The following is a 23,495-nucleotide window of genomic DNA, read 5'->3' on the forward strand; positions in this document are numbered from 1 at the left end:
GAACGCGGCAGCGCGGAACGCGGCAGTGGGGCACCTGACCCCACCACCATGTATCCCCAGCCGGATTTTCCCCAGCAGGAGCAGGAGCCGCCCGGCGCCACCCGGCCCATGGAGCCGGTTCCCGACCACGGCGAAGGCTCCTACCGCGGTACCGGGCTGCTCCTGGACCGCAAGGCGGTGATCACGGGCGGCGACTCGGGCATCGGCCGGGCAGTGGCGCTCGCTTACGCCCGCGAGGGGGCCGACGTCCTCTTCACCTACCTCCCCGAGGAAGCGGAGGACGCCGACCAGACCATGCGCCTGGTGGAGGAGGCGGGCCGCAAGGCAGTGGCGGTGCCCTGCGACATCAGGGAAGAAGAACAGTGCCGGACGGTGATCGACCACGCGGTCGCCGAGTTCGGCCGCATCGACATCCTGGTCAACAACGCCGCGTACCAGATGGCCCAGCCGGACGGGATTTCCGCCATCACCACGGAGCAGTTCGACCGCGTCGTGCGGACCAACCTCTACGCCATGTTCTGGCTCTCCAAGGGGGCCCTCCCCCACATGTCCGCCGGCGCCAGCATCATCAACACCACGTCCGTGCAGGCCTACAAGCCGAGCCCGGCGCTCCTGGACTACGCAATGACCAAGGGCGCCATCGTCACCTTCACCCAGGGCCTGGCCCAGATGGTGGCCTCGGACGGGATCCGGGTCAACGCCGTGGCCCCCGGGCCCGTCTGGACTCCGCTGATCCCGGCGACCATGCCGGACACCACGGAGTTCGGCAAGCAGAGTCCGCTGGGGCGCGCCGCGCAGCCGGCGGAGATGGCTCCCGCGTACGTATTCCTCGCGTCCTCCAGGGCGAGCTACATCACCGCCGAGATCCTGAACGCGACAGGCGGGACACCCCTGCCCTGAACCCGCCGGCCTGTCTGGCCCGCCAGCCCGGTCAGCCCGTCAGCCCGTCAGCCCGTGGGCGCGGTGCCGGCTGCCAGACGGTCCATGAGGGCTGCGCAGCCAGGCGGCGAGCGTGACAGCCTGGCGGGCCTGCGCCTCCGTCAGGCGCGCTGGAATGCGCCGCCACCGGACGGGTAGGCGCGGGTCAGCCAGTGCGTCGTCGCCGCTATGAGCGGGGACAGGGAGAGGTCTGTGGGCACGGGCGGGCCATCCGGCTGGTTTCGGGGAACGAGAACGCCACGGTAACGACCACATCACCCCAATTGGAATGAGATGGCTGAAATCGTTGCGCACCACACAACCACCGGCCAACAATCTCCTCGCCCCCGGCATCGGCCTCGTCGACCGCCTCCGCGACATGATGAGCGGCCGCGGCAAAGACTCCTGAGCCACGCCGCAACGGCCGCCGCCCACTCCCCATCCCAGGGAGGGGGCCGCGGCCGCGGGTCACCTCAGTCGCACGTGCCCCGCGGTACATGGATGTCCAGGACGCACACGTCGTCACGGCCCGCGGATTGAAGGGCCGACAGGAGCTGTGCCAGCGGTTCCGGGGTCCCACCGCCCATGGCCAGGGCGGCTGCCTCCACGAGGCGGTCGAGTCCCTTGTCTATGCTCTCCCCCGGGACTTCGATGAGCCCGTCGGTGTACAGGAGCAGGTGGTCGCCGGGCTCCAGGTCGAGCGTCTCCTGTACGTACAGGGAGTCGAAGGACGCTCCGAGGAGGCTTCCTTCGGGCAGGGGAAGGTATCGCGCCTCGCCACCGCGGATCAGCAGGGGCGGCAGATGCCCGGCCCGCACCCAGGCCAGGCGCCGCTCCGCCGGCCAGTAGCGCGCCATGATCATGGTGGCCGTGGTGGCGGCCGTGTGCAGGAGAAGCGTGTTGAGCCGGCCCATGGCATCGGGCAGGGCCGAGCCGGTGATGATCATGCCCTTTGCGGTGAACCGCAGTTGGGCCATGGTCCCGACGGCGTCGAGCCCGTGGCCCGCGACGTCCCCGACGACGAAGAAGGCGCTTTTGTCCGGGAGTTCGATGGCGCTGTACCAGTCGCCTCCGACATTGACTCCGCTGTCCGAGGGCATGTAGGCGATGTCGACGCGCAGTCCCACCAGTTCGATCGACTGCTCCGGGATGGGCAGCAGAGCGTGCTGGAGGCGCGCGGCGATCGCCCGTTCGGCCTGGAGCATGCCTCGCTGGACGAGTACGGCCCGCTCGCTCTCGCGCAGGGCGAGCTCGGTGTCCCGCTGGGGTGTGAGGTCCTGGAAGAAACCGTGCACCTCGACGGGGACGCCGTTAGCGTCCGTCTCGGCCTCGGCGACGATGCGCAGGTGGCGGACTCCACCCTCGGTGGTGATGCGGAAGGGCTGATCGATCGGGACCCCTTCGCCCAGCAGCCGCTGGACGGCTTCGGCGAGCGTCGGCAGGTCGTCCGCGACGAGATGGTTCGGGAGCTCTTCCAGCGTCATGGGCCCCAGGTCGGGCGGGCGGTCGAAGATGGCGTACAGCTGCTCGGACCAGTTGATCGTGTCGGTGGTCAGATTCCAGTCGGCCCAGCCGAGGTTGCCCAGGCGCTGCATGGTGGCCAGCCGCCGGATCTCGCGTTCGCTGGTGTCGTGGCGGACCCACGAGACGACCAGCCGGCCTGCCAGCCGCGTCGCCCGCACGGAGTAGACGGACGTCTCGCGAACGCCGGCGGCCACTTCCTGGTAGGAGAATGGCTCGCCCTCGTAGGTGGTCCCGGTGTCCAGGGCGTCGAGGTAGCCCTGCCACACAGGTGTTCCCGCCACGGTGGGGTAGGTCTCCAGAATCCTCCGGCCCACGAGCTCCTTCCCGCGGCGGCCCGCCACATCCACCGAGTCCGGCGCGGCCGCGTCGATCCGGTAGTCCTCCACCTCACCGGCCGGCGAGCGCAGGGGTGAGAGGAGGATCGCCGGACCGGTCAGGGCGTCGAGGATCCTCTGGACGGCGGCCACCTCCTCGTCCACCGGCCCGGTCTCGCGGGGCTGCAAGACGCGCAGGGGGCCACCGCACAACCGCACGGCCTGCTGGAGCAAGGCTCGGTCGGCGTCGCCGAAGGGGGCGGGGAGCATCCGGAAGAATCCGATGGCGCTGGTGACGGACCCGTTGCCCAGTACGGGGATCCACGCGCGGGTGGGCCATCGCTCCGGCGGGCCGATGACCTGGTAGCTCTCGACGTCCCGCTCGGGGTCCTCCAGCCATCGAGGCTCGCGGGAGGTGATCACCTCCAGGGCAGCGACGCCGGGGAACGGCGGAATGTCCCGCCACTGCGCGGCCAGCACGTCGTCGATCCCGGCGTGCCCGGTGAGCTCCAGCCTCCCGGCCTCGTCCAGCACGTAGATCATCACGCCGTCCACCCCGAGGGGGACGCGCAGCGTCTCGTGCAGGAACCGCGCGGCGTCGTCCGCGCTCCGGGCAGCGGCCAGCGAAGCCGCCAGGCTTGCCAGGAGCGCGCGCGAGCCGGCGCCGCCGCGGCCGCTGGTGAGATAGCGGCCGGAGCTGAAGACCGACCCGTCGCCGTCGCCGCTGCCATCGCCGTCCGCGGCCGGACCGGCGCAGACGGTTACCGCGAGAGGCGTCGGGGGTGATGGGGTGGCCCTCGACCGGATCCCGCCGAGGGTGATCCAGCATTCCTCCAACAGGGTCCTGCCGTGTAGCCCGGCCCGTCGGATCAGCGCCTCGTACGCCGCGTCGGCCGAGAGCCCCTCCCGGGCCATCAGCAGGCCCTTGGCCCGCTCCAGTACCGCCGCGGTGGAAAGAAGACCTTCCAGCTCCGCCACCTCGGCCCGGAGCCTGGCCACGACCTTTGCCAGGGCCAGTACCTCGGGCGGCGCACCATCGCTGGGGCCGGTCGGATCCGTCTGCACCCTTCGAGCATGGCACGGTCGCGGGTGCCGGGCGGGGAATGTGGCTTCGATCAGCCTCCGAAGACTGCCACGAAGGCCTCACAGAACGCGTCCAGGCCGTCCGGCTTGCGGCCTCGCGCCGGGCCGTCCGGTCTGAATCCTTTCTCTGAATCATTTACCCGAGTAGGCCGCGGTGGCCTTGCCGCGGCTGGTTTCGGACCGGCCCTGCGGGTTAGACGCCGTGCATGGCTATCACCGAGGTCAGACACGGTGGGAACGGCACCGGCGGCACCAGTGGCACCAGCGGCGGCACCCCCGAAGCGGAAGCGGGAGCCATGCCCGGCCCCACCCGCCCAAACAGTGGCCAGCCCATCGTGTCCACCATGGGCGTCGAGGAAGAGTTCCTCCTGGTCGACCGCCTCACCCGCGCACCCGTAAACCGCGCCGCACCCGTAATCCAGGCAGCCTCCACCACCCTCGGAAACCAGATACAGGCCGAGTTCTACAGCTGCATGGCCGAAATCTGCACACAGCCCACAGCCACCGCAACCGACCTCCGCACCCAGCTCACCGCCCTACGCACCACCCTCGCCGACGCAGCACACGAATCCGGCTGCCTCCTCGTCGCCTCCGGCACCCCCGTCATACCCCCACACGACCCCATCCCCGTCACCAACACCACCCGCTACCACCGCATGGCACAACAATTCAGCGCACTCGTCGACGGCACCCTCGGCATCGTCTGCGGCTGCCACGTCCACATCGGCACCACCAACCGCGCCCAAGCACTCCACCTCGCCAACCACGTCCGACCCTGGCTCCCCACCCTCCAAGCCCTCGCCGTCAACTCCCCCTTCAACGGCGGCATCGACAGCGGCTACGCCAGCTGGCGAAGCCTCGAATTCAGCCGCTGGCCCACCGCCGGCCCCGCCCCACTCCTGAACCTAGACACCTACGAAAACACCGCCGACGCACTAGTAGCCTCCGGCATCCTCATGGACCGCCGAATGATCTACTGGTACGCCCGCCCCTCCGAACACCACCCCACCGTCGAATTCCGCGTCACAGACGTCAACGCCGACCTCGACACCACCATCCTCATCGCACTACTCCTACGAGGCCTGTGCGCCACCATCCTCGCCGAAACCGAACAAGGCAGCCCACCCCCCGCCATCCCCCCAGCACGACTACGCGCCGCACACCAATACGCCGCCCGCTACGGCTCCACAGGCCCAGCCCTCGACCCCCTCACCGGCACGACCGTGCCCGCCCAAACCCTCACCGCAGCCCTCGTCACAGCCGCCACACCAGGACTGCACACCGCAGGCGACCTCACACACATCCACCACCTCCTCACCCACCGCCACAAAGGCACCGGCGCCGACCGCCAACGCGACACATACGACCGCACCCACCGCCTACACACCGTCGTCGACCAACTCGCCGAAGCCACCACCAACACCTGAACCTCCCAAGCCACTCGGCACAGGCTGCCTGACGCGCCTGCCGTGCTGTAGCCGATGCTGTTCGCACCGGCGTCCTGCACGGGCATCAACTCGGATGAGCCGGGTAGTCGCCTCTGTGAAGGAAGTACAGGTAAGGAGGCAGAGATGCCTGCCCACATCATGCGAAGACGGCTCCCGTTCGCTCGGTGGGACATGGACCTGCGCGACTGGCTCGAAGGACGGCCGATGGTCACGCGGCCTGCCTCCGGTCGGCAATTCATGCCGATCGAGGAATACGAGTACGACGGCGCGTACGTGGTCAAGGCCGAGCTGCCCGGCATCGATCCGGATAAGGACGTCGAGATCACGCTCCACCACCGGATGCTTACCATCAAGGCCGAGCGCAGTGAGGAGCACCAGGACAAGGAGCGGTCCGAGTTCCGCTACGGCACCTTCACGCGCAGCATCGAAGTACCGGCGGCGGCCGCGGAGGAGGAAATCACCGCCTCCTATGCCAAGGGCGTCCTGACGGTAAAGGTGCCGCTGATCGGCGAGCAGCCGGCGACCCGCCACATCGAGATCAAGAGGGAGGACTGAACCATTGCGCGAGACCTCGACAGCCGTGCGCTGCCACATCCCTCATAGCGGCACAGCGGGTTCATCGGGTCACGCTCCGCCCCTCTACTCAGATGCGGAGCGTTCCACTCGGCGGGGGCGGCTCTGACCGGGCCAGGGGCCGGGGCAGCCGGTCGCGACGGGAGGAAACCGTGAAACTGCATTACTTGACCCCGCTGTACACCCACCCCGGCCCGGTCGCCTCGGTCTACCTCGCCACCTCCCGCGACCTCGACGACCCGGACCGCGCCATCGGCCTGCGCTGGCGGCGGCTGCGCGAGCACCTGCTCGCCCATGACGCCGACCACTCCACCCTCGACGCCCTCTCCGAAGCCGTCGGCAGCGACCGCGAAGTCGTGGGACCGCACGGCCAGGCGCTCTTCGCCGCCCAAGGCAGCCTCCTGCTGGCCGAGTCCCTGCCCGAACCGCCCGCACGCGACACCGCCCGCTACGGAGCAGTACCCGACGCCCTCCCCCTCGCCCTCCAGCACACCCCTGACATCCCGTACGCCGCCGTCGTCATCCACCGCGTGCACACCGTGGACACCGGCAACACCGAGGACGAACTGGAGGTCGAGTACGAGACCGGCAGATGGCCGATGAGCCGCGTCGCACCCCAGCGCAGCCGCGGTCGGCGGATACCGGTGGACGGGTGGCCCAAGGAAGCAGAACAACTCCTCGCCGAACTGACCGCTCGCACGGAGGCCGACGGCACGGAAGTGATCGTGCTGGCCGGCGACCCCTGGGCCGCCAACGCCCTCACCAAAGAGGCACCGCGGCATCTCCAGGACCACTTCATCCGGCTCAAGGACGGTCTCCCCCGGCCCCCGGAACCCGGCCGGGCACGCCTGGAGACAGAACTGCGCCCCCTGCTCGCCGACAGGCTCGCCGAGCAGGACCGCCAGCAGCTGGACGCCTTCCGCGCCCAACGCGCCCGCTACCACGACGACGTCGAAGGCCTCGCCGCAACGGTCACGGCCCTGCGGCGCGGACAGGCCCGGGCACTCCTGATCAACAGGCCCGCGCAGCTGTCCGGCCACCTGTGGGCCGGCCCGGAACCGGAACACATCGGGCTCACGGGCATCGAGCTGAACGCATTCGGCGTCGGCTACTACTGGGAGGAGGACCCCGGCGCCGCACTGATCCGGGCAGCCTTCGGAACCCAGGCAGAGCTCATCGCCGTGGACCGGGAAGAACTGCCGCTCCAGGACGGCCTCGCGGTACTCCTGCGCTACGCCGGCGCGTGACCGAGGACCTGGCCGCCAGCCTGTCGGCAACCGCGGGTCAGCGTGAGCGGTCGCGTCGGCGGCACGCGGGGAGATGCAGGGCACCGGTGAAGCCGCGCGGACCCAGTTCATCCGGCGGCCCCGTCAAGGGCGCCGCCACCGGTCGTCCTCCAGGTGGGAGCCGGCCATCGGGCCCATCCGGAGCATCCCGCCGTCGACCGCCCAGGAAGCTCCGGTGACGTACGAGGCGCCCTCGCCGACGAGGAACGCGATGACCGCGGCGACCTCGCGAGCGTCTCCGGGCCTGCCCAGCGGTACACCGGGCCGCGAGACGCGCCGGACATCCTGGTCCTCCTGACCGGTCATCGGCGTGGCGATCTCCCCCGGAGCGACGGAGTTGACCGTGATGCCGTACTCGGCCAGCTCCAGGGCCATCACCTGGGTGAGAAGACCCAGTCCCCCCTTAGCCGCGCAGTAGGGCCCGGCACCGACACGGGGCTGGTGTTCGTGCACGGAGGTGACGTTGACGATCCGGCCTCCGCCGCCCTGGGCGATCATGCGGCGGGCCGCGTGTTGGGAGCAGAGGAGCGGCCCGACCAGGTCGACATCGAGCACCTCGCGAACGGTGTCGAGGTCGAGGTCCAGGAAGGGGGTGGCCGTCCCGGTACCCGCGTTGTTCACCAGCACGTCGATCCTGCCCAGCTCGTCCGCTATGTGGTCGATCACATCCGCAGCGGTCGGCAGAGCGGTCAGGTCCAGCCGGGCGACGACGGCCTGCCGTCCGTGGCCGCGGACCTCGGCAGCGGTGTCCTGCGCGCCCTGCTCATCGGTGTGCCAGGTGATCCCGATGTCCATCCCGTCCGCGGCCAGCCGGACCGCGGTGGCCCGGCCGATGCCGGAGTCCGCACCGGTGACGACCGCGGCCGTGGGTTTGCGTACCCCGCCATTGAAACCGGTCATGGCAGCGCCTTTCTGCTGTGGATGCCGGGCCCCGTCGAGGCTTGCGTACGCGGCTACCCGCCCAGGGCACGGGAACGTGCCCGTGGCGTGACCAGCAGTGTGGGACGCGCAAGGCCCCGGGTCCTCCGGGCTGTTCTCTGTCAGTCCCGGGGACGTACGAAACCGGAACGGGCACCGCACGGGCACCGCACGTCCTCGTGAAGCGGCCGGGCCTCGGCGGAGGTGTTGCGTGCGCCTGCCGAGGCGGGCCGGGGCCTCTGCGGGCGCGGCCCGCCGAGGCGGGCGACGGCGGGAACGGTTCCGTTTCAGCCGCGGCGCATCTTCTTGGGCTCGCTCTCCGGGTTCACGCCGGTGAACGCCGACGCGTCCTTGCCACCGCTGGGACGCTGGGAAGCCCCGCGTGTCCCCAGGTCGTGGTGGCCCTTCTGGCCGCTCCCCTTCGACTGCTGCTCTCCTCTGCGGCTACTGCTTTTGACCGGAACTCCCTCGTCGGCCTTCTTGGAAGAGCCCGGAGCTTTGCGCGTCCTCTTCGGGTTGGCGCTCTGCTCCTCGGGGTGGAACGACCGCCGCGCACTCGGGTTGTCCTGCTTGTTCGTCGCCTCGACATCGGGCGACCAGCCGTGCTGCTCCGTCCCCTCGTGCCGGCTGGGGCCCTCGCCGTGGGGGACATGCGATTTCGGACTGGTGGACATGAGCTGATCCTCCTGCTGGATGATCCCCCCTGGAATCCTGTGCCTGCCAGGCGGTGGACCGCCGGCCCGGTCTCCTCGCGGGGGCGTCCCGCCTGTGCGGGAGGTCTCGTCGGCGTCCGGGGCAGATGCCGTACTACTGCTCGTGACGTCCCCCCTCGCTCAGAGGGCCAGCACGATGGCGTAGGCGAGGAAGAACAGTGCGCAGAGCACCGCCAGCGCGACTATGACGACGAGCGGACCCCTGGCCCAGCCGCGCTTCGGCGGCCGGTGGGGTCCGGCACCGGTGGCCGTGCTGGCCTCGCCGGGTGGCGTCTCCCCAGGCGGAACGCCACCGCCCGGTTCGAGTCCTGGTGTCACACGGGGATCGGGATCCGGATTGCTGTCCGGGATGCCGCTGTTTCTGGTCATACCTGGCGACTCCCCGTGCTCGGCCAGGTCATGCACGCCGAGGCCCACCACTTGCGCAGAGCAGCGGGTCGGCGCCGCCCTCACGCTGCGTGATTCGCCGCTTCGCAGCACTGCGCGTGCCGTCGGGAGCCGGCAGGCGGAGCCTGGTGGAGCACAGACGGGCGGCCGCATCCGTGCGAGGGAGACGGCCGCCCGGATTCCGCGTCCCGCATTGCCGCTCCTGAACGGGAGGTGCGTCGGCTGCCATCGGCTGGCGTTCGTACTCGGGGTCATCGGCGGGGGCTGGCGGGTGGAGTCACCCACTTCACCGCGCGTTTTTCTGCGTGCACGAAGAGAAATCGCGAGGCATTTTCCGAAAGGAGAAGGCCCGCCCCGGCAAACCGGGGCGGGCCTGACCTTTGCAGTTCGGGGCGCGGAAGGTCCTACTACCAGCGATACCAGCGTCCACCACCGCCCGACGGGCGGGCAATGAACCCGATCAGCCAGATCACCAGGACCGCGATGGCGATCCACCAAAGAATCTTCACCGCGAAACCTGCACCGAAAAGGATGAGCACGAGCAGAAGAACCAGAAGAAGGGGAACCATTTCCATCGACCTCCGACCATGCGCATACCCTGACTGGTCGCCACCATGCGCGAATTCGAATTCTTCGCGTCCTTCGCGTCTGCCGCTCAGGGCGCTACCGGGAGTGCCGTGCCGCGCGGCGCCTCAGGCGGGCCAAGTACCCGACAAACGCCGGACGGCAACAGCACCGGACCGCTCCACGGCAGCCTTGACCAAGGCGAAGATCGCCCCTTGAACGGCTGCCGCGATCAGGATCTCGCCCCAACGGCGTTCCTCGTCCGTCGCGTTCGGGGCGTCGCCCTCGTGCCCCACCAGTTTCCACACCTGCTTGAACAACGACCCGGCCACCATTCCGGCCCCTGCCCCCAGTGCCAGCCCGACCGGCTTGTAAGCGAGTTTCGATGCCTTCATCGCACAACCTCTCCACGACGTGCGGTCCCCGGCCCCGGGGCGTCGGGGGACCTCATCCGGCGCTGCGCCCCGGGGGGCGCTGGTCAGATGTGGGGACCGCCGAACGGAACGCCGCTGCGGTAGTACGTACCGAGTTCCGTGTGGTAGTCGGAGCTTTCGAGGTGCTTCTCGCGGTGGAACTCGGGAGCGTTCTTGATCTGCTCCTTCGCCAAGTCGACGTAGATCTTCTCGTCGTCCGGATCGATGCGGGAGACGGTGCCGGCGGGGAGGAGAACCTCCTTGCCGAAGATCCACGGACCGGTGTCGACCACGATGTAGGCGGAACCGGCCTCGTCAGAATGCTTGTCGACCTTGCCGATGCTGCCGTCGGTGGCCTCGACCTTGTATCCGGTGAGGTCCACACCCCGCAGACGGCCCGACGTCTCGCGGTAGACCCACATGTTCTCAGTCATGAACGCTCCTCCTTGCCGTTTGGTCGCAATGGCTTCCACCAGCCCTTCCCTTCCGTCCTTCTCCGCCTGGAATGAAAAGAGGCGTGCGCAAAGCCGCTCACTACAGCCCGCCTGCCCCTCCCATGCCGTCCCACACCCGCCGAATCGAAATCCGCTTGCGCCATGCGTGCCGCCCGGGCGGGCCGACGGGTGAAATCCGCCTGGTTTCGGTATCGGCGGTGGTGGCGGCGGGTAAGCACTCGAGATCAAGATCACAGCCACAGCCCTGGCCGAAGAACTGGAATGGGATGCCCGTGGACGGAATGGTGCTCGCGGGGAACGTACGCCGTCACACGGCTGCGGCGGTCGGAGTCGTCACGGCGGCGTTGGTGCTGTGCGGCTGCGGAGCGTCGGCGGCCCGGCAGGACGCAGCCCTCCAGGCCGGCCGGACGTTCGAAAGCGCGCTGGCGTCCGGCGACTACACCGCCGCATGTGAGCTGCTGGCGCCCCAGAGCCGTGAGCAGCTCGAAGAGGACGAGAAGAAGAAGTGCGCACCCGCGCTGCAAGGCCAGGATCTCCGGCACGGCGGCGCTGTACGCGGCTCGGATGTCTACGGCCGGCAGGCCAGGCTGAGGCTGGAGGACGACACGCTGTTCCTGTCGCAGTTCAACGGCGGCTGGAAGGTGGTGGCAGCGGGCTGTACGTGGCAGTCGGGCAAGCCCTACAGCTGCTCGGTGAGAGGGGAGTGAGTATGCGCGGCCTGTTCATCGCCTGCCTGACTGTCATTCTGGGCGGGCTCGGATACTTCATCGCCATCGGAGTGATGCACCGATGAGTCCCGGACGGAACACGCCGGGCGGCTTCTGGCGGGACAACAGCCTGACCCTCGCTTTCGGAGGGGCGTTCCTGCTCGTACTGGCCGGCCAGGCCCTGGCCGGGCACGCCGAGTTCAACGAGCAGCTCACCGTCGACGGACTGCAGCAGATCGGGCTCGGCGACTACCTGATGTCGTCGGATTTCGCCGTCGATGTCACGGAGAACTGGCAGTCGGAGTTCCTGCAGTTCTTCCTCTACATCTTCGGCACGGTCTGGCTGCTCCAGCGCGGCTCCCCGGAATCGAAGGAACTCCACAAGGCCGGTCCCGAATCCGACCGCGAGCAGCGGCTGGGCGACCACGCGGGCGCCGACTCGCCCCGTTGGGCGGGCACCAAGGACTGGCGGCAGAAGGTGTACTCGCGCTCCCTCGGCACGGTCATGGCCTGCCTCTTCCTTCTCTCCTGGCTCGCGCAGTCCATCACAGGTGTCGCCGCCTACGACGAACAGCAGCTGCGTCAGCTCCAGGACCCGATCAGCTGGTCTGCCTACCTGGCCTCCGCGGACTTCTGGAACCGGTCCCTGCAGAACTGGCAGTCCGAGCTCCTGGCCGTGGCCGCGATGGCCATCCTCTCCGTCTACCTGCGCCAGCGCGGATCACCTGAGTCCAAGCCCGTCGGTGCCTCCCACACCTCCACCGGCGTCGAAGGCTGAGCCCGCCGGTCCGTCCGGGCGCCGCGACGGGCCGGCGAGCCTGTGGGGCGGTTCAGCCTGCCGGGTGTTTTCAGACGGCTTTCAGAAGGCGCCGCGGGGCAGGGAATGCCCCTTGGCGGGGCCAGCCTTCCTGGCGGGGCCGGCGCGGCCGGGGACAAAGGTGCGTACGGCGCACCGTGTGCGCAGCTCTTCGAGCGTCTCGGCCTGTTCCTCCGCCCGTTCGAGAAGCCGAGCGAGCTGCGCGGTGTCGATGCGGTCGTCGGTGTCCGCGAGGATGCGCAGGGTGAGCCAGCCGGACCGCTTGCCTTGGACTCCCAGCCGCATGCCCTCGAGTTCGAGGACATCGCTGAGCGGGGAACGGGAGAAGAGGCGTCCGTTGAGCTTGAGGCGTCCCGCCTTCTCCCCCAGCCAGCCCAGAGCGGCCCGGGAGCGACGTTCGGATACGTCCAGGCTCCGCATGATCTCCTTCAGGGATTCGCGGTCTTGTGCGACCTCCCGCGCCAGGCGTTCCAACTGGGGGCCGAAGGGCCTGCCGTGGTGGCTCTTCGCCGCCCGCTTCAGGAGTTCGACCCCGGCGCTGGAACCCGCCAGGTGGTCGTTGAGGTAGAGACCGAGTAGGTACTGGGCGTCGTGTGCAGATGGCGTGGGCATTGCCGCACCTCCCGTGGATCGGGTGCCCGGTGACGTAGCTCCCCACTGCGACTACCCCACCCCCACCGTCCCACGCACGCCCGAGCCACCGACCGGGGTCAACCACCCCGGCGACCGGCCGTAACCCCAGCCCGGCCCGCTTTCCGGGGCCGGTTCCCCTGGTCATCGCGTGATCGCCCGGGTCCTGCGGCACTACGACGAGATCGGCCTGCGCCCGTCGGCTGACCGGCGCCAACTGACCAGGACGGCCAGCCCCGGCTACCCGCGGCTCGGCGGCGTACGCGTCTGCCTCAAGGCCCGCCCTCACCACCGTCGGCAACGTGTACGAGAACCCCCACACCGCCGACCTGACCTGCACCCTCGGCTGGAGCGCCGTCATCAAGCCCTGACCGTGTAGAACCACACCGGGCGGGTAGGCGGTCGGTTGCTCGCGGAGCGACCGACCGCCTAGCGAAAGATCCACGCCATGAGTGACACCGACCCCCGGGGCGACGACGTCTACCAGCCGCCGGAGCCCGACCAGCCCGGTGAGGCGCAGCCCGACATGGAGAACGCCCTCGCCGAACCAGGCCTCGACGAACGGCTCGACACCGGCGAATCGCCGCCCGAGCGGCCCTATGCGGCCACGGACCACGGCATCACACAGCGCGAGCAGCGCGAGGGCGAGACCCTCGACGAGCGCCTGGCCCGCGAAGTACCGGAACCCGGCCCGGAGCGGTCCGCGGAGGACGACGGGGTCGGCGACCTGTCCGGCGGCGAGGGCGAGCCCGTCGACCCCCAGGTCGGCGCCACGCGCGCCGGCCGGCTGGCACCGGCCCCCGAGACCACGCGCGGAGCCGACCGGCACATCGCCGTCCGCGGCACCGACGTGGGCATCGACGGCGGAGCCGCAACGGCCGAGGAGGCCGCGGTCCACGTGATCGAGGACCAGGACGAGGACAAGGAACCGTAGCCCAGGGCGACCACGGCAGGCCCGTGTCAACCGGAGTCCGCCCGTCCCTCTGTGACCCCTGATCCGCGCCGCGTGACCCAACAGAAATCCTCCCCTCCGCAGACTTGGACGACGGTGGTCCGGGTAGGCGCGGGTGCGAGACCGAGGTAAGGAGAAGACCATGCCCCGAGGTTCCTCCCCCAAGCGGGAGCGGCAGTACGAGCACATCAAGGAATCCGCCGAGCAGCGCGGCGAATCGCCCAAGCGGGCAAAGGAGATCGCGGCCCGGACCGTGAACAAGGAGCGCGCCCAGACCGGAGAGTCCAAGACGGCGAGCCGTTCCTCGGTCCAGGACATGCCCGCGTCGAAGCGCGGCGGACAGCGTTCACACAGCGGATCCCAGGGCCCCACGAAGGAGCAGCTGTACAACGAGGCAAAGCAGCGCAACATCAAGGGTCGCTCGCAGATGGACAAGGCAGAGCTCAAGCGCGCGCTCGGTCACTGACACCGGCCCCGCACGTCAGGGAGGCTCGGGCGCGGGGGCCTTGGCGTCCCAGGCACCCCAGGCACCCCAGGCACCCACCCTTCGTACCGTTCGTCCGTACCGTTCGTCGCCTGAGCCGGGGCTCACCCGGCGGCCGGGCCGCTGCCCAGGTGGTACACCGCGAAGGCCCTGTCGATCACGGGCATCGCAACGTTGCGGACCCGCACGCCACCGGCCGTCACGCCGTGTTCCGTGCCGCGGTGGGCGTGACCGTGTACCGCGAGGTCGGCACCCGCCCGGTCCACCGCCTCGGCCAGCAGGTAACTCCCGAGGAACGGGTAGATCTCCAGCGGCTCACCGGCCAGGGTGTCCGGAACCGGCGCGAAGTGCGTCAGGGCGATGCGCAGGCCGCAGCCCGCGTCCGCCACCTCCCGCAGCGCGCGGAACAGACCGTCCGCGCAGTCCCGGGTGTAGCCGACGAAGGACTTCATCTCGCGTTCCCCGAACTCGCTCGCGCTGCGGCCGGCGAACCCGCCGCAGAAGCCCTTCGTGCCCGCCACCCCGACTTTGGTCCCGTCCAGGTCGAGGAGCACCCCCTCGCCTTCCAGAACGCTCACCCCGGATTCGGTGAGGATGCGCGTGACCGCCTCCTGCTCGTCGCTCTGGTAGTCGTGGTTGCCGAGGACGGCCACGACGGGGATGGACAGTTCCGCGACTTCGGCGGCGACGACCCTGGCCTCGGCCGCGGTGCCGTGCCGGGTGAGGTCTCCGGCGAGCAGCAGGAGGTCGGCGCTGCGCGGGAGCGTCTCGAAGGCGGGGCGCAGCAGTCCCTGGCTGTCCGGCCCGAGGTGGATGTCGCCGACCGCGGCCACCCGGATCATGACAGGTCCTCCGGATACTCCGGCGGGTCGTTGTGGCCGACCACGACGTCCGTCAGCACGGGGAGTCCGGCCAGCACGCTCTCCGCGATGTCCCGTACCGTCTCACGACACTGGTGCGTCGCAACGGTGCCGGTCAGGACGACGGTGTCGCCGCGCAGGTCCACGTAGATGCCGAGTTCTGCGATGTCGGCCTCGGCCAGGCGTTGCCTGAGGTGTTCGATGCGGTACTCCACAGGTTCCTTCATCCTTCGTCCTTCGCCGTTCGCTGCCGGGTGGGGATGACGCTGAGGCGCTCCAACAGGTAGAGGAACGAGTCGGGCAGCGGCTCCTCGCTGTACCGGCCCCGCAGCCCCTCCCAGTCGATGCGCTCGCGCAGCATCCGGGCCATCGGCAGCAGGTCCCCGAAGTCGCAGTAGTGCTCGCACAGGGCCGCGAGCCGGCTGTCCATGAGGTCCGTGGGAGCCAGCACCGGCATCCGTACGGAGTCGACCGGCTGGACCTCGGCGCGTTCCAGCAGCTCCGTGCCGACGGGCCGGCGGGCCAGCTCGAAGATCAGGTCGATCTCCTCCCCGCCGGAGCTGCCTTTGACCAGCCAGTCCTCGGTGGTCGGCTTCATCCGGATGCCGCTGCGCTCCAGCGATGCCACGACCTCCTCCGCGTCCTCGCGCCGCACGCAGAAATCGGTGTCGTGCTGGAAACGGGCCGGGATGCCGTGTGCGTACGCGGCGACGCTGCCGGCCAGGGCGAAGGGCCGGCCTGAGGCCTTGAGCAGGGCCGCCACCTGCTTGGTCGTCTCCAGGATGGCTTGGGTGTGGTCCTTCGGCAGGTTCCGCTGCCCAGGTTCGGGCGGGGAACCCAGTGAGTCGTCCACGGGGCACCTCCCGGCCTCTCACGGGCCACTCGTAATCCGGTGCTCCGCGCGGCTACCCGCAAGCCCGCGGAATATGCCTCGAAGCGGTGGCAGGTCAGTCCGCCGCCGGGCTCACCGGTCACCGCCCGGGCCCGGGCCCCGGTCCCCGGTCGACGGGCGGAGGCCGGGTGCGGGCGCCTGCCTGCGCGGGCGCCGCTGGCGCGCGCTGGCACCGTCGGCTTGGGCGCGGCCACCACCGGGGACCTGGTGGGAACGATGGCCTTCACAGCGAGAAGGGCATCCGCTGGCGCGGACGCCCTCTCAAAACCTCAGCCTGACCCCAACCCGGCGAACCAAATGCGGTCACAGCACGAGCCGAGACCCCGTGAAGTGAGTCACTTCCTGTCACAGCGGCCGATGACGCGGTGTCTTGAGGCCGAACACCTGGAAACGGAGGAGGCACCATGACTGAGAACACTGACGTGGTCGTGATCGGCGGCGGATACGCGGGCGTGATGGCCGCGAACCGGCTGACGCAGCGCGCCGACGTGACCGTGACGCTGATCAACCCGCGCCCGATTCGCCTGCAAGGCCATCCACAAGCACCTGGCCGACGAGGCGCACAAGCCCGGCTCGTACAGCCTGCACCGCATGTCAGGAGGTGCCGCCAAGCGCCAGCACCTGCTGCGGGCCCAGCGCGCCGAGGCACCGGCCGCCGCCGACCTAACAGGAAGTCCATCATGAGCAAGCGGAACCGGCGCACCCTGCATGACTCCCCCGATCAGCCGCGCCGGAAGAGGCGCACTTACGCTGATCAGCGCGGCGGCGCCTGCTCGCCCTGACCGCCCCCTGACCGCCACGCGGGCGGATCCGCTCCTCCAGGGCAGGCGCAGCCGGCAACGGCAGTGCCACACGCAGGGCCGACCCGCGCACACGCCGGGCCGGCCCTGTCGTCGTTCGCTCTTGAGCACCACGTCTACCGCCAGGGCCCTGTAGCCCACGCACGGCCCACCCGCCCCGCCGTCAGCGGCCGTCCGTTCCACCGCCCTCCCGACGCCTGCGGCTGCGCCGGTTCGGGCTCGAGTCCCCCATCCGGCGGACCTGGGCGAAAGGCTCCCCCAGGCTGATCACCACGACGGCTCGCCCCGTGGGAACCAGCCGCACCCGATAGGGCGCGGCCGCCGCCTCCCAATAGCCGGCGTAACTGTGCACGAACGGGCGTAACTGGGGAGGCCACGGCCGGGTCACCCGCCACCGGCCACCCCACCCGAGTCATCTCGACTCCCCCACCGGCCGTGCCTGTGCTTCCGGCTACCGGCATATCCCTCTCCTTCCCGTGGCGACGAGCGCCCAGCGCCGGCCGAGCCCCCTGATGAGTCGGTGCGCCTCGCCCCCTGACCGCTTCCTGATCAAGCATCAGCATCCCAGAGAGAGCAAAGCGGTGGTTTGTCGAGCTGGTGGGCCAGGGCAGGCGGGGTGGTTCAGCGGGCGGCGGGCCGGTGTTCGGTGATCCAGCGGGCGGCGAGGAGTCCGGAGGCTGCGGTGAGGACGGCGGCGGCGATGACGGTGGCGTTGAGGCCGAAGGCGTCGGCGAGGATGCCGGCGACGAGGGCTCCGGCGGCGTAGCCGATGTCCCGCCAGAACCGGTATGTGCCCAGCGCGTTGGCCCGCCAGGCCGGGTGGGCGTGGTCGGAGACCGAGGCGATCAGTGCCGGGTAGACCATGGCGGTACCCAGCCCGAGTGCGACGGCGGACAGGATGCCCGCGAGCAGCGGCCGGTCCAGGAGGGCGAGGGCGAGGACGAAGCCGGCGGCCTGGACGAGCATGCCGTAGACGATGAGGGGTTTGCGGCCGATGCGGTCGGCGAGGTGTCCGGTGGGGATCTGACCGATGCCCCACAGGATCGGGTAGAGGCCCTTGATCAGGCCGACGGCGGCCAGGCCCAGGCCGTGGTCGGTGAAGAGCAGGGGGAAGACGCCCCAGGTCAGGCCGTCGTTGAGGTTGTTGACCAGTCCGGCTTGGCTGGCGCCGCGCAGGGAGCGGTTGTGCCAGGAGGTGCGGGTGAAGGTGGCCTTCAGGCCGGTGTCCTCGCTGGTGGGCAGTGGCCTGGTGTGGTGGGCGAGTTCGAGGGCGACGTGGGCGGCGGTGTCCCGCACGACGAGCGAGAGGGCGAGTCCTGCGGCGACGAAGACGACGCCGATGAGCTCGGGGACGGGGCGCAGGCCGTGGCTGGTGGCGAGGTAGCCCGTGAGCAGGGCGGTGACGCCGACCGCGGTGTAGCCGGCGGCCTCGTTGAGTCCGGTGGCCAGGCCCCGACGGGCCGGGCCGACGAGGTCGATCTTCATGTTGACGGTCATTGACCAGGTCAGGCCCTGGTTGAGGCCGAGCAGGACGTTGGCCGCGACGATCCAGCCCCACGACGGTGCCCACGCGAGCGCGAAGGGGACGGGGATGCCGATGAGCCAGCCGGTCACCAGAAGCTGCTTGCGGCTGAAGCGGGCGGTCAGGGCGCCGGCGGCCAGGTTGGTCAGTGCCTTGGTGAGACCGAAGGCGATGATGAAGGAGAAGACCGCCAGGTCGCTGGTCAGGCCGAACGTCTCGGAGCCGATGAGCGGGACCGTGGTGCGTTCCAGGCCGACCAGGCCGCCGACGCAGACGTTGACGACGACCAGCAGGGTGAACTGGAGCCGGTTCTCGCGCAGGCCGAGGCGTACGGGCCGGCCGGAGGCATCGTTCGGTGCGGACGACGCGGAGGTGGTCTTCACGAGCGGGTGTCCTCCATGCCCTGGACGAGGCGCTGGCCGTGGGCGGCGGCGTAGTCGGCCGGTCCGCCGTCGAGGACCGCGACATCGGTGTGCCCCGCGCGCTCGAGGACGCTGGCCGCGGTCATGGCGCGCTCGCCGTGGCCGCAGGCGACGACCGCTCCCTGCGGGGTGTCGGCGGCTGCGGCGGCGAGGCCGCCGAGTTCGAGGTGCATGGCGCCAGGAACGTGTCCGGCGGCGAACTCCGCTTCCTGCCGTACGTCGAGGTAGGGGCGGCTTTCGGCGTGGTCGGCGGTGAGGAACGCGGTGGTGGTCTGGGTGTTGCCGTCGGCGAGCCAGGCGGTCATGCCGTCGGCGAGGCGGCCCGCGAGCCGCTCGTATCCGATCTTGTATGCCTGCCAGACGAGCTCGCTCAGGTCCTGGCCTTCGCCGGTGACGAAGGCGAGGGGGGCGGTGTCGGGCAGGAGCCAGCCGAGCCAGGTGGCGAACTGGTCGCGCAGCGGGATGGACAGGGAGCCGGGGACGTGGCCGGACGCGTAGTCGGCGGCCGGGCGTACGTCGATGACGTGACCGCCGTCGGATACCAGGATGCGGACCTGCTGAGCGGACAGGGCGGGCAGCAGCGGGGTGGCGTTCAGGACCGCCGGACCGCGCCGGTTGATCTCGGCGAGCCGGTCGAAGTAGGCGGGGTAGGTGCCCAGGCTCGCTGTGAGCTGGTGGACGAAGGTGTCCTCGTCGGGTGCGGCGAGCAGCGGGTTGGCCTGTTTCTGGGCGCCGATGGTGGTGGTGCGTTCGGCGCCGGGAGGGGCGGAGCAGAAGGACCCGGCGCCGTGGGTGGGCCACACGGCGGTCTCGTCCGGCAGTACGGTCAGGCGCTTGATCGATCGGTATTGGGCGCGGGCGAGTTCCTCGGTCCGCTCCGGGCCGAGGAGGTCGGTACGGGCGGCGGAGTTCACGATCAGCGAGCCGCCGGTGAACACCCCGAGCTCGCGGGAGCCGTCCAGGAGCAGGAAGGACAGGTGCTCGTCGGTGTGCCCGGGGGTGGCCAGGGCGCGCAGGGTCAGCCCGCCGAGGTCGACCTCGTCCCCGTCGGCGAGCCCCTGGTGCTCGAAGGCGCGGCGTCCGGCCGCGGAGGCGAGCACGGTGGCGCCGGTGTCGTGGCCGAGCTGGACGGCGCCGGAGAGGAAGTCGGCGTGGAGATGTGTGTCGGCCGCGTAGGCCACCGTGAGTCCACGCCGCTGCGCTGCCGCGTGCAGGGCGCGCAGGTCGCGGCTCGCGTCGACAGCCAGGGCGCGGCCGTCACCCAGGTCGACGAGGTAGGCGCTGTTGCCCAGGCCCTGGTCGACCAGCGGTATCAGGCGGTCGTCGGCGAAGCCCATCGTGTGTCCTTCCCATAGGGGCGGGGGAAAGCGGGCAGCCACACCGCCCCCAAACCCTCAGTTACAATAATCCATAGATTCTTGGAGGAAGCAATGCGGGATGCCACCACGAGCGGCACCAAGGCCGCCCTCTACGAGGCGTTCGCGGCCAGCGGCAAGGCGCTGGCCAGCGGAAAGCGCCTGGAGCTGCTCGATCTGCTCGCCCAGGGCGAGCGCACCGTCGACGCGCTGGCGAAGGCGGCCGGACTGAACCTGACCACCGCGTCGGCTCATCTGCAGACCCTCAAGCAAGCCGGCTTCGTCGCCACCCGCCGGGAGGGCGTACGCATCCACTACCGGCTCGCCGGCGACGACGTCGCCCAGCTGTTCGCGCTGCTGCGAAAGGTCGCGGAAACCCATCAGGCAGCCGTCCCCGCCGCCCGCAACGCCTACCTCGGCGAGGATGCCGCAGCGGAGGTGACCCGCGAAGAGCTGCGCGCCCGCGTGGCGGCCGGGGACGTCGTCGCGCTCGACGTGCGACCGGTGGAGGAATACCTCGCCGGGCACATTCCCGGAGCGATCTCCATCCCGGTCGACGAGCTGGCCGACCGGATCAACGAGCTGCCCGAGGACACCGAAATCGTCGTCTACTGCCGCGGCGAGTACTGCGTCCTCGCCTACGACGCGGTGCGGCTGCTGACCGGCCTCGGCCGCCGGGCGATCCGCCTCGGCGACGGCATGCTGGAGTGGCGCCTGTCGGAACTGCCCGTCGACGCGGCGGACTTGACGTAACCGCCCGACCAGCATGTTCCCACCGCACCCGGGGCTGGCCGGCGGTCCGGTCTACCTCGACTACGACGCCACCACGCCCGTTGACCCCGGGTCGCCCCAGAGGCCCCCTCCTCACGGACGGCGAAAGGACGAGTGACCTTGGTCCGCGGGGCGCGTTAGAGGTGGCGTGCCGAACCCTGTAACCGCCCTCGATGCTGCCACGAAGCTGCCGCTGCCGTTCCTGCTGACGCCACAACAGGGGGAAGCAGCTCGCACTCTTCTCTCGTACGTCGTCGGGTTGTCACTGCCTTCTCCTGACGCTCAGCTCCTTGCCGTGGTCGTAGCCATCCGGGCCGCGCGAGGTGGCGTAGGCAACCTGACAGGCACGGACCTACGCGCCTTGAAACTGACCGACCCGCACCAGGCCGTTGCCGCCCTCCGCAGCCTGGGATGGCAGGTGCCCGATTCGCTGGTCGACGGCGACCCGGACATCCCTGTGGCGGTCACCGTGCCGGACCTCGTGAACGAGACGGCCCACCCGCTGCCTTTCGGCAAGCTCATGCGGTCCCGAGTATCGGGATGGACCACCCGCACAATGGCGGCCAAGCCGGTCAGGAAGACCTCGTCGGCCAGTAGGCTCGCCGCTCTCATTCTGGCCGCCCACAGCTCCACCACGCTTTACGGGGAACTGCCTCCTGACATGCCCGAGGACTGCCGGGCCGCCACGCCCGATCTTCTGGGCAAGGGCTTCCTCTCGGAGCTGTCCGGTGACCGCTATCGGCTCGACCCGGCAGTGCGACACCTCGCAGGCAGGCTGCACGAGCATGCCGACCAAGGCGAGACCGAGCGCCCCGCGCGCCGTGTCGCCGAGCGGCCGCAGGTCAGCCCGTCCGAGTGGGCCCAGTGGAAGGCCCAGGCCGGCGCGGCGCTGCGACGGCACGCCGAAGCTGTGGAGTACTGCCCCGTGTGTGCACTACCCCTCGAACAGGTGGCGAGTGCCTTCATGGCCCCCATTGCCCCCGTTCCTACGCCCCGTCAGGTGCGCGTCGCTTACGGCGCCTGGAAGGAAGCCCACCCCGACCGCGGTCCTCTTGCAGCCCAGTTCACGGTCGCATTTCGCACGGAGCACGGCCACGGCCCCTCGTACAGCCAGTTGTGCACGGGGCTGGCCTGGGATCTGCCGCGCTCTCTGCGTACCTTCGTCGTTTGCCGGCTCCTCGCCAATGAATGGCTCACCGATACCGCGCCGGTGCCGTGGACCCTGCGGCCGGGGACGGCCGCTCAAGCACACGGCATTGTCCTGCCGAGCCGGACACCGCAGACCGCCCGCTGACCGGTCAGCGATGCCTGAGCGCATCAGCACGTCCCGCGCGGTACCCGGCGACCGCGAGCTGCCCCCGCCGGCCAAGGAGTGCGAGCCGACGGGGAGCTGAGGGCAGGAGCGCGGAAGGCGCCTACACGGCGCTGCTGGAGTCGGTTGGGCAGCCGGTCCGGTCGTGAGGGAGGGGGCGCCGCGTGCCGTGGGACGCGGCGCCCCTTCGTCTGTCAGGGACAGGGGTGAAGGCGCCCTGTCAGCCTGCTTCGGCCGCCCCTTCGGCTACTTCTTGACCTCGTTGATGCAGAGCACGAACTGCTTGCCCGAGCTACGCCGGGAACCCCTGGTCTGCTCGTGGTAGCCGGCGTCCGACTTGCCCTGGCACTTGGAGGTGTCCAGCGTGTCGGGGATCACCTGCACCACCTTGTACTGGGCGTCGGCGCCACCACACTTCACCACCTGCAGGTCCGGGTTGATCGTGGACCCGTTGTTCTTGAGGCAGTCGCCGACCTCCGCCTTGTCGGCATCGTCCCGGCTCAGGAAGTAGCCGACGATGCACATGATGACGACGACCACACCGACGATGATCTTCAGGATCTTCATGACGCCCATGCCACCGCGCCGGGCCGGCGGCGGCGGAGCGGCCGCCCACTGCTGCTGAGGCGGCGGCTGCATCTGCATGTGCTGCTGGGGCGGGTACTGCTGCTGCGGGGCGCCGTACGGCGGCTGGGCGTGCTGCTGCTGCTGCTGCGGGTACGCGTATCCCGGCTGGGGCGGGTACCCCTGCGGCGGCTGCTGTACGTTCGGGGCGGGCTGGCCGTACGGGCCGGGGCCCTGCTGTGGCGGATAGGTCATACGAGAGTCCCCCGTGAGCGTGTGCACACATTGCATCCTTTTGACGCGGACACGCTATCAATCCGCCGCGACCAGGGACGGAGCGGCCACACCCTTCAGTGCTCCTCGCGACGGGAGGGGGTCAGTCGCGGTAGGCGGCCGTCGCGATCTGGACGAACGAGCGGATCAAAGGGTTCATGTCGCCCTCGTTCGACGCCACCACCACCCGGCTCGGTGCCATGTCGGTCAGCGGTACCACGGCCAGCTCCTCGGGCAGGTCGTGTCCTAGCGGGATCATGCCGACCGTGCCGTTCCAGAGCACGGCCTGCACGCACTCCTGGACGGCACGCACCACCGGGCCCTCGCGCCGCTCGCCACCGTTCCAGTACGACCACCAGAGCGGGTCGGTACCGTCCGGGAACTGGAACCAGCGCCGGCCGGCCAGGTCGGCCAGCTTCAGCCGGGCAGCGGCCCGGCCGAAGTGGAGTTCCTCGGCGACGGCCACGAAATAGCGCAGCGTGCGTAGCTCCATGACCGGCGACGATACCCGTACGGTATCGACACCACCTATTCGGTC

25 protein-coding genes and 2 pseudogenes are annotated in these 23,495 nt (G+C 70.1%); 12 read left to right on the plus strand and 15 right to left on the minus strand.

What is annotated here, in order from left to right:
- Nucleotides 1-48 precede the first annotated feature (48 nt).
- Together J7I97_RS25875 and J7I97_RS25880 are read left to right on the plus strand one after the other, a co-directional pair.
- Nucleotides 49-900: an SDR family oxidoreductase gene (locus tag J7I97_RS25875; RefSeq protein ID WP_214939109.1), complete on the plus strand. Its 852-nt coding sequence runs from the start codon at nucleotides 49-51 to the stop codon at nucleotides 898-900.
- 340 nt (nucleotides 901-1,240) lie between these two features.
- Nucleotides 1,241-1,327: pseudogene (locus J7I97_RS25880) on the plus strand (hemerythrin domain-containing protein); the annotation flags it as partial.
- A gap of 64 nt (nucleotides 1,328-1,391) precedes the next feature.
- On the opposite strand, the gene J7I97_RS25885 reads toward J7I97_RS25880, so the two are convergent.
- Nucleotides 1,392-3,821, minus strand: coding sequence for a SpoIIE family protein phosphatase (locus J7I97_RS25885; protein WP_214938991.1), 2,430 nt, complete (start codon nucleotides 3,819-3,821; stop codon nucleotides 1,392-1,394).
- Between the two features lie 224 nt (nucleotides 3,822-4,045).
- Here J7I97_RS25885 and J7I97_RS25890 point away from each other — a divergent pair, with 224 nt between their 5' ends.
- The 3 genes from J7I97_RS25890 (at nucleotide 4,046) to J7I97_RS25900 (ending at nucleotide 7,107) form a co-directional block, all read left to right on the plus strand.
- A complete protein-coding gene (locus tag J7I97_RS25890) occupies nucleotides 4,046-5,266 on the plus strand; it encodes a glutamate--cysteine ligase (protein WP_251059170.1) in 1,221 nt (406 codons plus the stop codon).
- A gap of 192 nt (nucleotides 5,267-5,458) precedes the next feature.
- Nucleotides 5,459-5,842: an Hsp20/alpha crystallin family protein gene (locus J7I97_RS25895; protein ID WP_214938993.1), complete on the plus strand. Its 384-nt coding sequence runs from the start codon at nucleotides 5,459-5,461 to the stop codon at nucleotides 5,840-5,842.
- Nucleotides 5,843-6,012: 170 nt separating this feature from the next.
- The gene (locus J7I97_RS25900; RefSeq protein WP_214938996.1) at nucleotides 6,013-7,107 is read left to right on the plus strand and encodes a hypothetical protein; all 1,095 of its coding nucleotides are present in this window, start codon (nucleotides 6,013-6,015) and stop codon (nucleotides 7,105-7,107) included.
- Between the two features lie 123 nt (nucleotides 7,108-7,230).
- Here the strand turns inward: J7I97_RS25900 and J7I97_RS25905 are convergent, their stop codons facing one another.
- From J7I97_RS25905 to J7I97_RS25930, 6 genes are all read right to left on the minus strand, one after another.
- Entirely contained in the window at nucleotides 7,231-8,046 is an 816-nt protein-coding gene (locus tag J7I97_RS25905) for an SDR family oxidoreductase (RefSeq protein ID WP_214938999.1), read from the minus strand.
- 305 nt (nucleotides 8,047-8,351) lie between these two features.
- Entirely contained in the window at nucleotides 8,352-8,738 is a 387-nt protein-coding gene (locus J7I97_RS25910) for a hypothetical protein (RefSeq protein ID WP_214939012.1), read from the minus strand.
- Between the two features lie 159 nt (nucleotides 8,739-8,897).
- A complete protein-coding gene (locus J7I97_RS25915; RefSeq protein ID WP_214939016.1) occupies nucleotides 8,898-9,146 on the minus strand; it encodes a DUF6480 family protein in 249 nt (82 codons plus the stop codon).
- Between the two features lie 425 nt (nucleotides 9,147-9,571).
- Nucleotides 9,572-9,733 (minus strand): hydrophobic protein, encoded by a 162-nt coding sequence (locus J7I97_RS25920; RefSeq protein WP_214939115.1) that lies wholly within the window; start codon nucleotides 9,731-9,733, stop codon nucleotides 9,572-9,574.
- A 123-nt stretch (nucleotides 9,734-9,856) separates the two neighbouring features.
- On the minus strand, nucleotides 9,857-10,123 hold the full coding sequence (locus tag J7I97_RS25925) for a DUF4235 domain-containing protein (RefSeq protein WP_214939019.1): 267 nt from the start codon (nucleotides 10,121-10,123) through the stop codon (nucleotides 9,857-9,859).
- 83 nt (nucleotides 10,124-10,206) lie between these two features.
- Nucleotides 10,207-10,575 (minus strand): PRC-barrel domain-containing protein, encoded by a 369-nt coding sequence (locus tag J7I97_RS25930; protein ID WP_214939021.1) that lies wholly within the window; start codon nucleotides 10,573-10,575, stop codon nucleotides 10,207-10,209.
- 287 nt (nucleotides 10,576-10,862) lie between these two features.
- Between J7I97_RS25930 and J7I97_RS38885 the strand changes: the two genes are divergently transcribed.
- Nucleotides 10,863-11,303, plus strand: a complete 441-nt coding sequence (locus tag J7I97_RS38885; protein WP_251059171.1) for a hypothetical protein — start codon at nucleotides 10,863-10,865, stop codon at nucleotides 11,301-11,303.
- 82 nt (nucleotides 11,304-11,385) lie between these two features.
- A complete protein-coding gene (locus J7I97_RS25940) occupies nucleotides 11,386-12,081 on the plus strand; it encodes a DUF6766 family protein (protein WP_214939024.1) in 696 nt (231 codons plus the stop codon).
- A gap of 81 nt (nucleotides 12,082-12,162) precedes the next feature.
- On the opposite strand, the gene J7I97_RS25945 is transcribed toward J7I97_RS25940, so the two are convergent.
- Nucleotides 12,163-12,732, minus strand: coding sequence for a hypothetical protein (locus tag J7I97_RS25945; protein ID WP_251059172.1), 570 nt, complete (start codon nucleotides 12,730-12,732; stop codon nucleotides 12,163-12,165).
- A gap of 466 nt (nucleotides 12,733-13,198) precedes the next feature.
- On the opposite strand from J7I97_RS25945, the gene J7I97_RS25950 reads away from it, so the two are divergent.
- Together J7I97_RS25950 and J7I97_RS25955 are read left to right on the plus strand one after the other, a co-directional pair.
- Nucleotides 13,199-13,684, plus strand: coding sequence for a DUF5709 domain-containing protein (locus J7I97_RS25950; RefSeq protein ID WP_214939027.1), 486 nt, complete (start codon nucleotides 13,199-13,201; stop codon nucleotides 13,682-13,684).
- Between the two features lie 160 nt (nucleotides 13,685-13,844).
- Entirely contained in the window at nucleotides 13,845-14,168 is a 324-nt protein-coding gene (locus tag J7I97_RS25955; protein WP_214939030.1) for a plasmid stabilization protein, read from the plus strand.
- 122 nt (nucleotides 14,169-14,290) lie between these two features.
- Here the strand turns inward: J7I97_RS25955 and J7I97_RS25960 are convergent, their stop codons facing one another.
- The 3 genes from J7I97_RS25960 to J7I97_RS25970 are packed head-to-tail and all read right to left on the minus strand — an operon-like array spanning nucleotide 14,291 to nucleotide 15,899.
- Nucleotides 14,291-15,028 (minus strand): metallophosphoesterase, encoded by a 738-nt coding sequence (locus J7I97_RS25960; protein ID WP_214939033.1) that lies wholly within the window; start codon nucleotides 15,026-15,028, stop codon nucleotides 14,291-14,293.
- Entirely contained in the window at nucleotides 15,025-15,273 is a 249-nt protein-coding gene (locus J7I97_RS25965) for a BON domain-containing protein (RefSeq protein WP_214939036.1), read from the minus strand. The genes J7I97_RS25960 and J7I97_RS25965 overlap by 4 nt, the downstream gene beginning before the upstream one ends.
- Entirely contained in the window at nucleotides 15,270-15,899 is a 630-nt protein-coding gene (locus J7I97_RS25970; RefSeq protein WP_214939038.1) for a nucleotidyltransferase family protein, read from the minus strand. The genes J7I97_RS25965 and J7I97_RS25970 overlap by 4 nt, the downstream gene beginning before the upstream one ends.
- Before the next feature lie 443 nt (nucleotides 15,900-16,342).
- Between J7I97_RS25970 and J7I97_RS38890 the strand changes: the two are divergent.
- Nucleotides 16,343-16,456, plus strand: a pseudogene (locus J7I97_RS38890) (FAD-dependent oxidoreductase); the annotation flags it as partial.
- Between the two features lie 903 nt (nucleotides 16,457-17,359).
- Here J7I97_RS38890 and J7I97_RS25975 read toward each other — a convergent pair.
- Together J7I97_RS25975 and J7I97_RS25980 are read right to left on the minus strand one after the other, a co-directional pair.
- Nucleotides 17,360-18,643, minus strand: coding sequence for an MFS transporter (locus J7I97_RS25975; RefSeq protein WP_214939041.1), 1,284 nt, complete (start codon nucleotides 18,641-18,643; stop codon nucleotides 17,360-17,362).
- Nucleotides 18,640-20,019, minus strand: a complete 1,380-nt coding sequence (locus J7I97_RS25980; protein ID WP_214939045.1) for a rhodanese-like domain-containing protein — start codon at nucleotides 20,017-20,019, stop codon at nucleotides 18,640-18,642. Before J7I97_RS25980 ends, J7I97_RS25975 begins: the two co-directional genes overlap by 4 nt.
- Nucleotides 20,020-20,112: 93 nt before the next feature.
- Here J7I97_RS25980 and J7I97_RS25985 point away from each other — a divergent pair, with 93 nt between their 5' ends.
- The gene (locus J7I97_RS25985) at nucleotides 20,113-20,790 is read left to right on the plus strand and encodes a metalloregulator ArsR/SmtB family transcription factor (RefSeq protein ID WP_214939048.1); all 678 of its coding nucleotides are present in this window, start codon (nucleotides 20,113-20,115) and stop codon (nucleotides 20,788-20,790) included.
- A 166-nt stretch (nucleotides 20,791-20,956) separates the two neighbouring features.
- The gene (locus tag J7I97_RS25990) at nucleotides 20,957-22,102 is read left to right on the plus strand and encodes a hypothetical protein (protein WP_308369370.1); all 1,146 of its coding nucleotides are present in this window, start codon (nucleotides 20,957-20,959) and stop codon (nucleotides 22,100-22,102) included.
- A 264-nt stretch (nucleotides 22,103-22,366) separates the two neighbouring features.
- On the opposite strand, the gene J7I97_RS25995 is transcribed toward J7I97_RS25990, so the two are convergent.
- Nucleotides 22,367-22,939 carry a hypothetical protein gene (locus tag J7I97_RS25995; RefSeq protein ID WP_214939051.1) on the minus strand — a complete coding sequence of 191 codons (573 nt, stop codon included), beginning with the start codon at nucleotides 22,937-22,939 and terminating at the stop codon, nucleotides 22,367-22,369.
- Nucleotides 22,940-23,060: 121 nt separating this feature from the next.
- A complete protein-coding gene (locus tag J7I97_RS26000; RefSeq protein ID WP_214939054.1) occupies nucleotides 23,061-23,450 on the minus strand; it encodes a LysR substrate-binding domain-containing protein in 390 nt (129 codons plus the stop codon).
- Nucleotides 23,451-23,495: the final 45 nt, after the last annotated feature.

This window comes from Streptomyces sp. ISL-87 (genome assembly GCF_018614095.1).
Classification (GTDB): domain Bacteria; phylum Actinomycetota; class Actinomycetes; order Streptomycetales; family Streptomycetaceae; genus Streptomyces.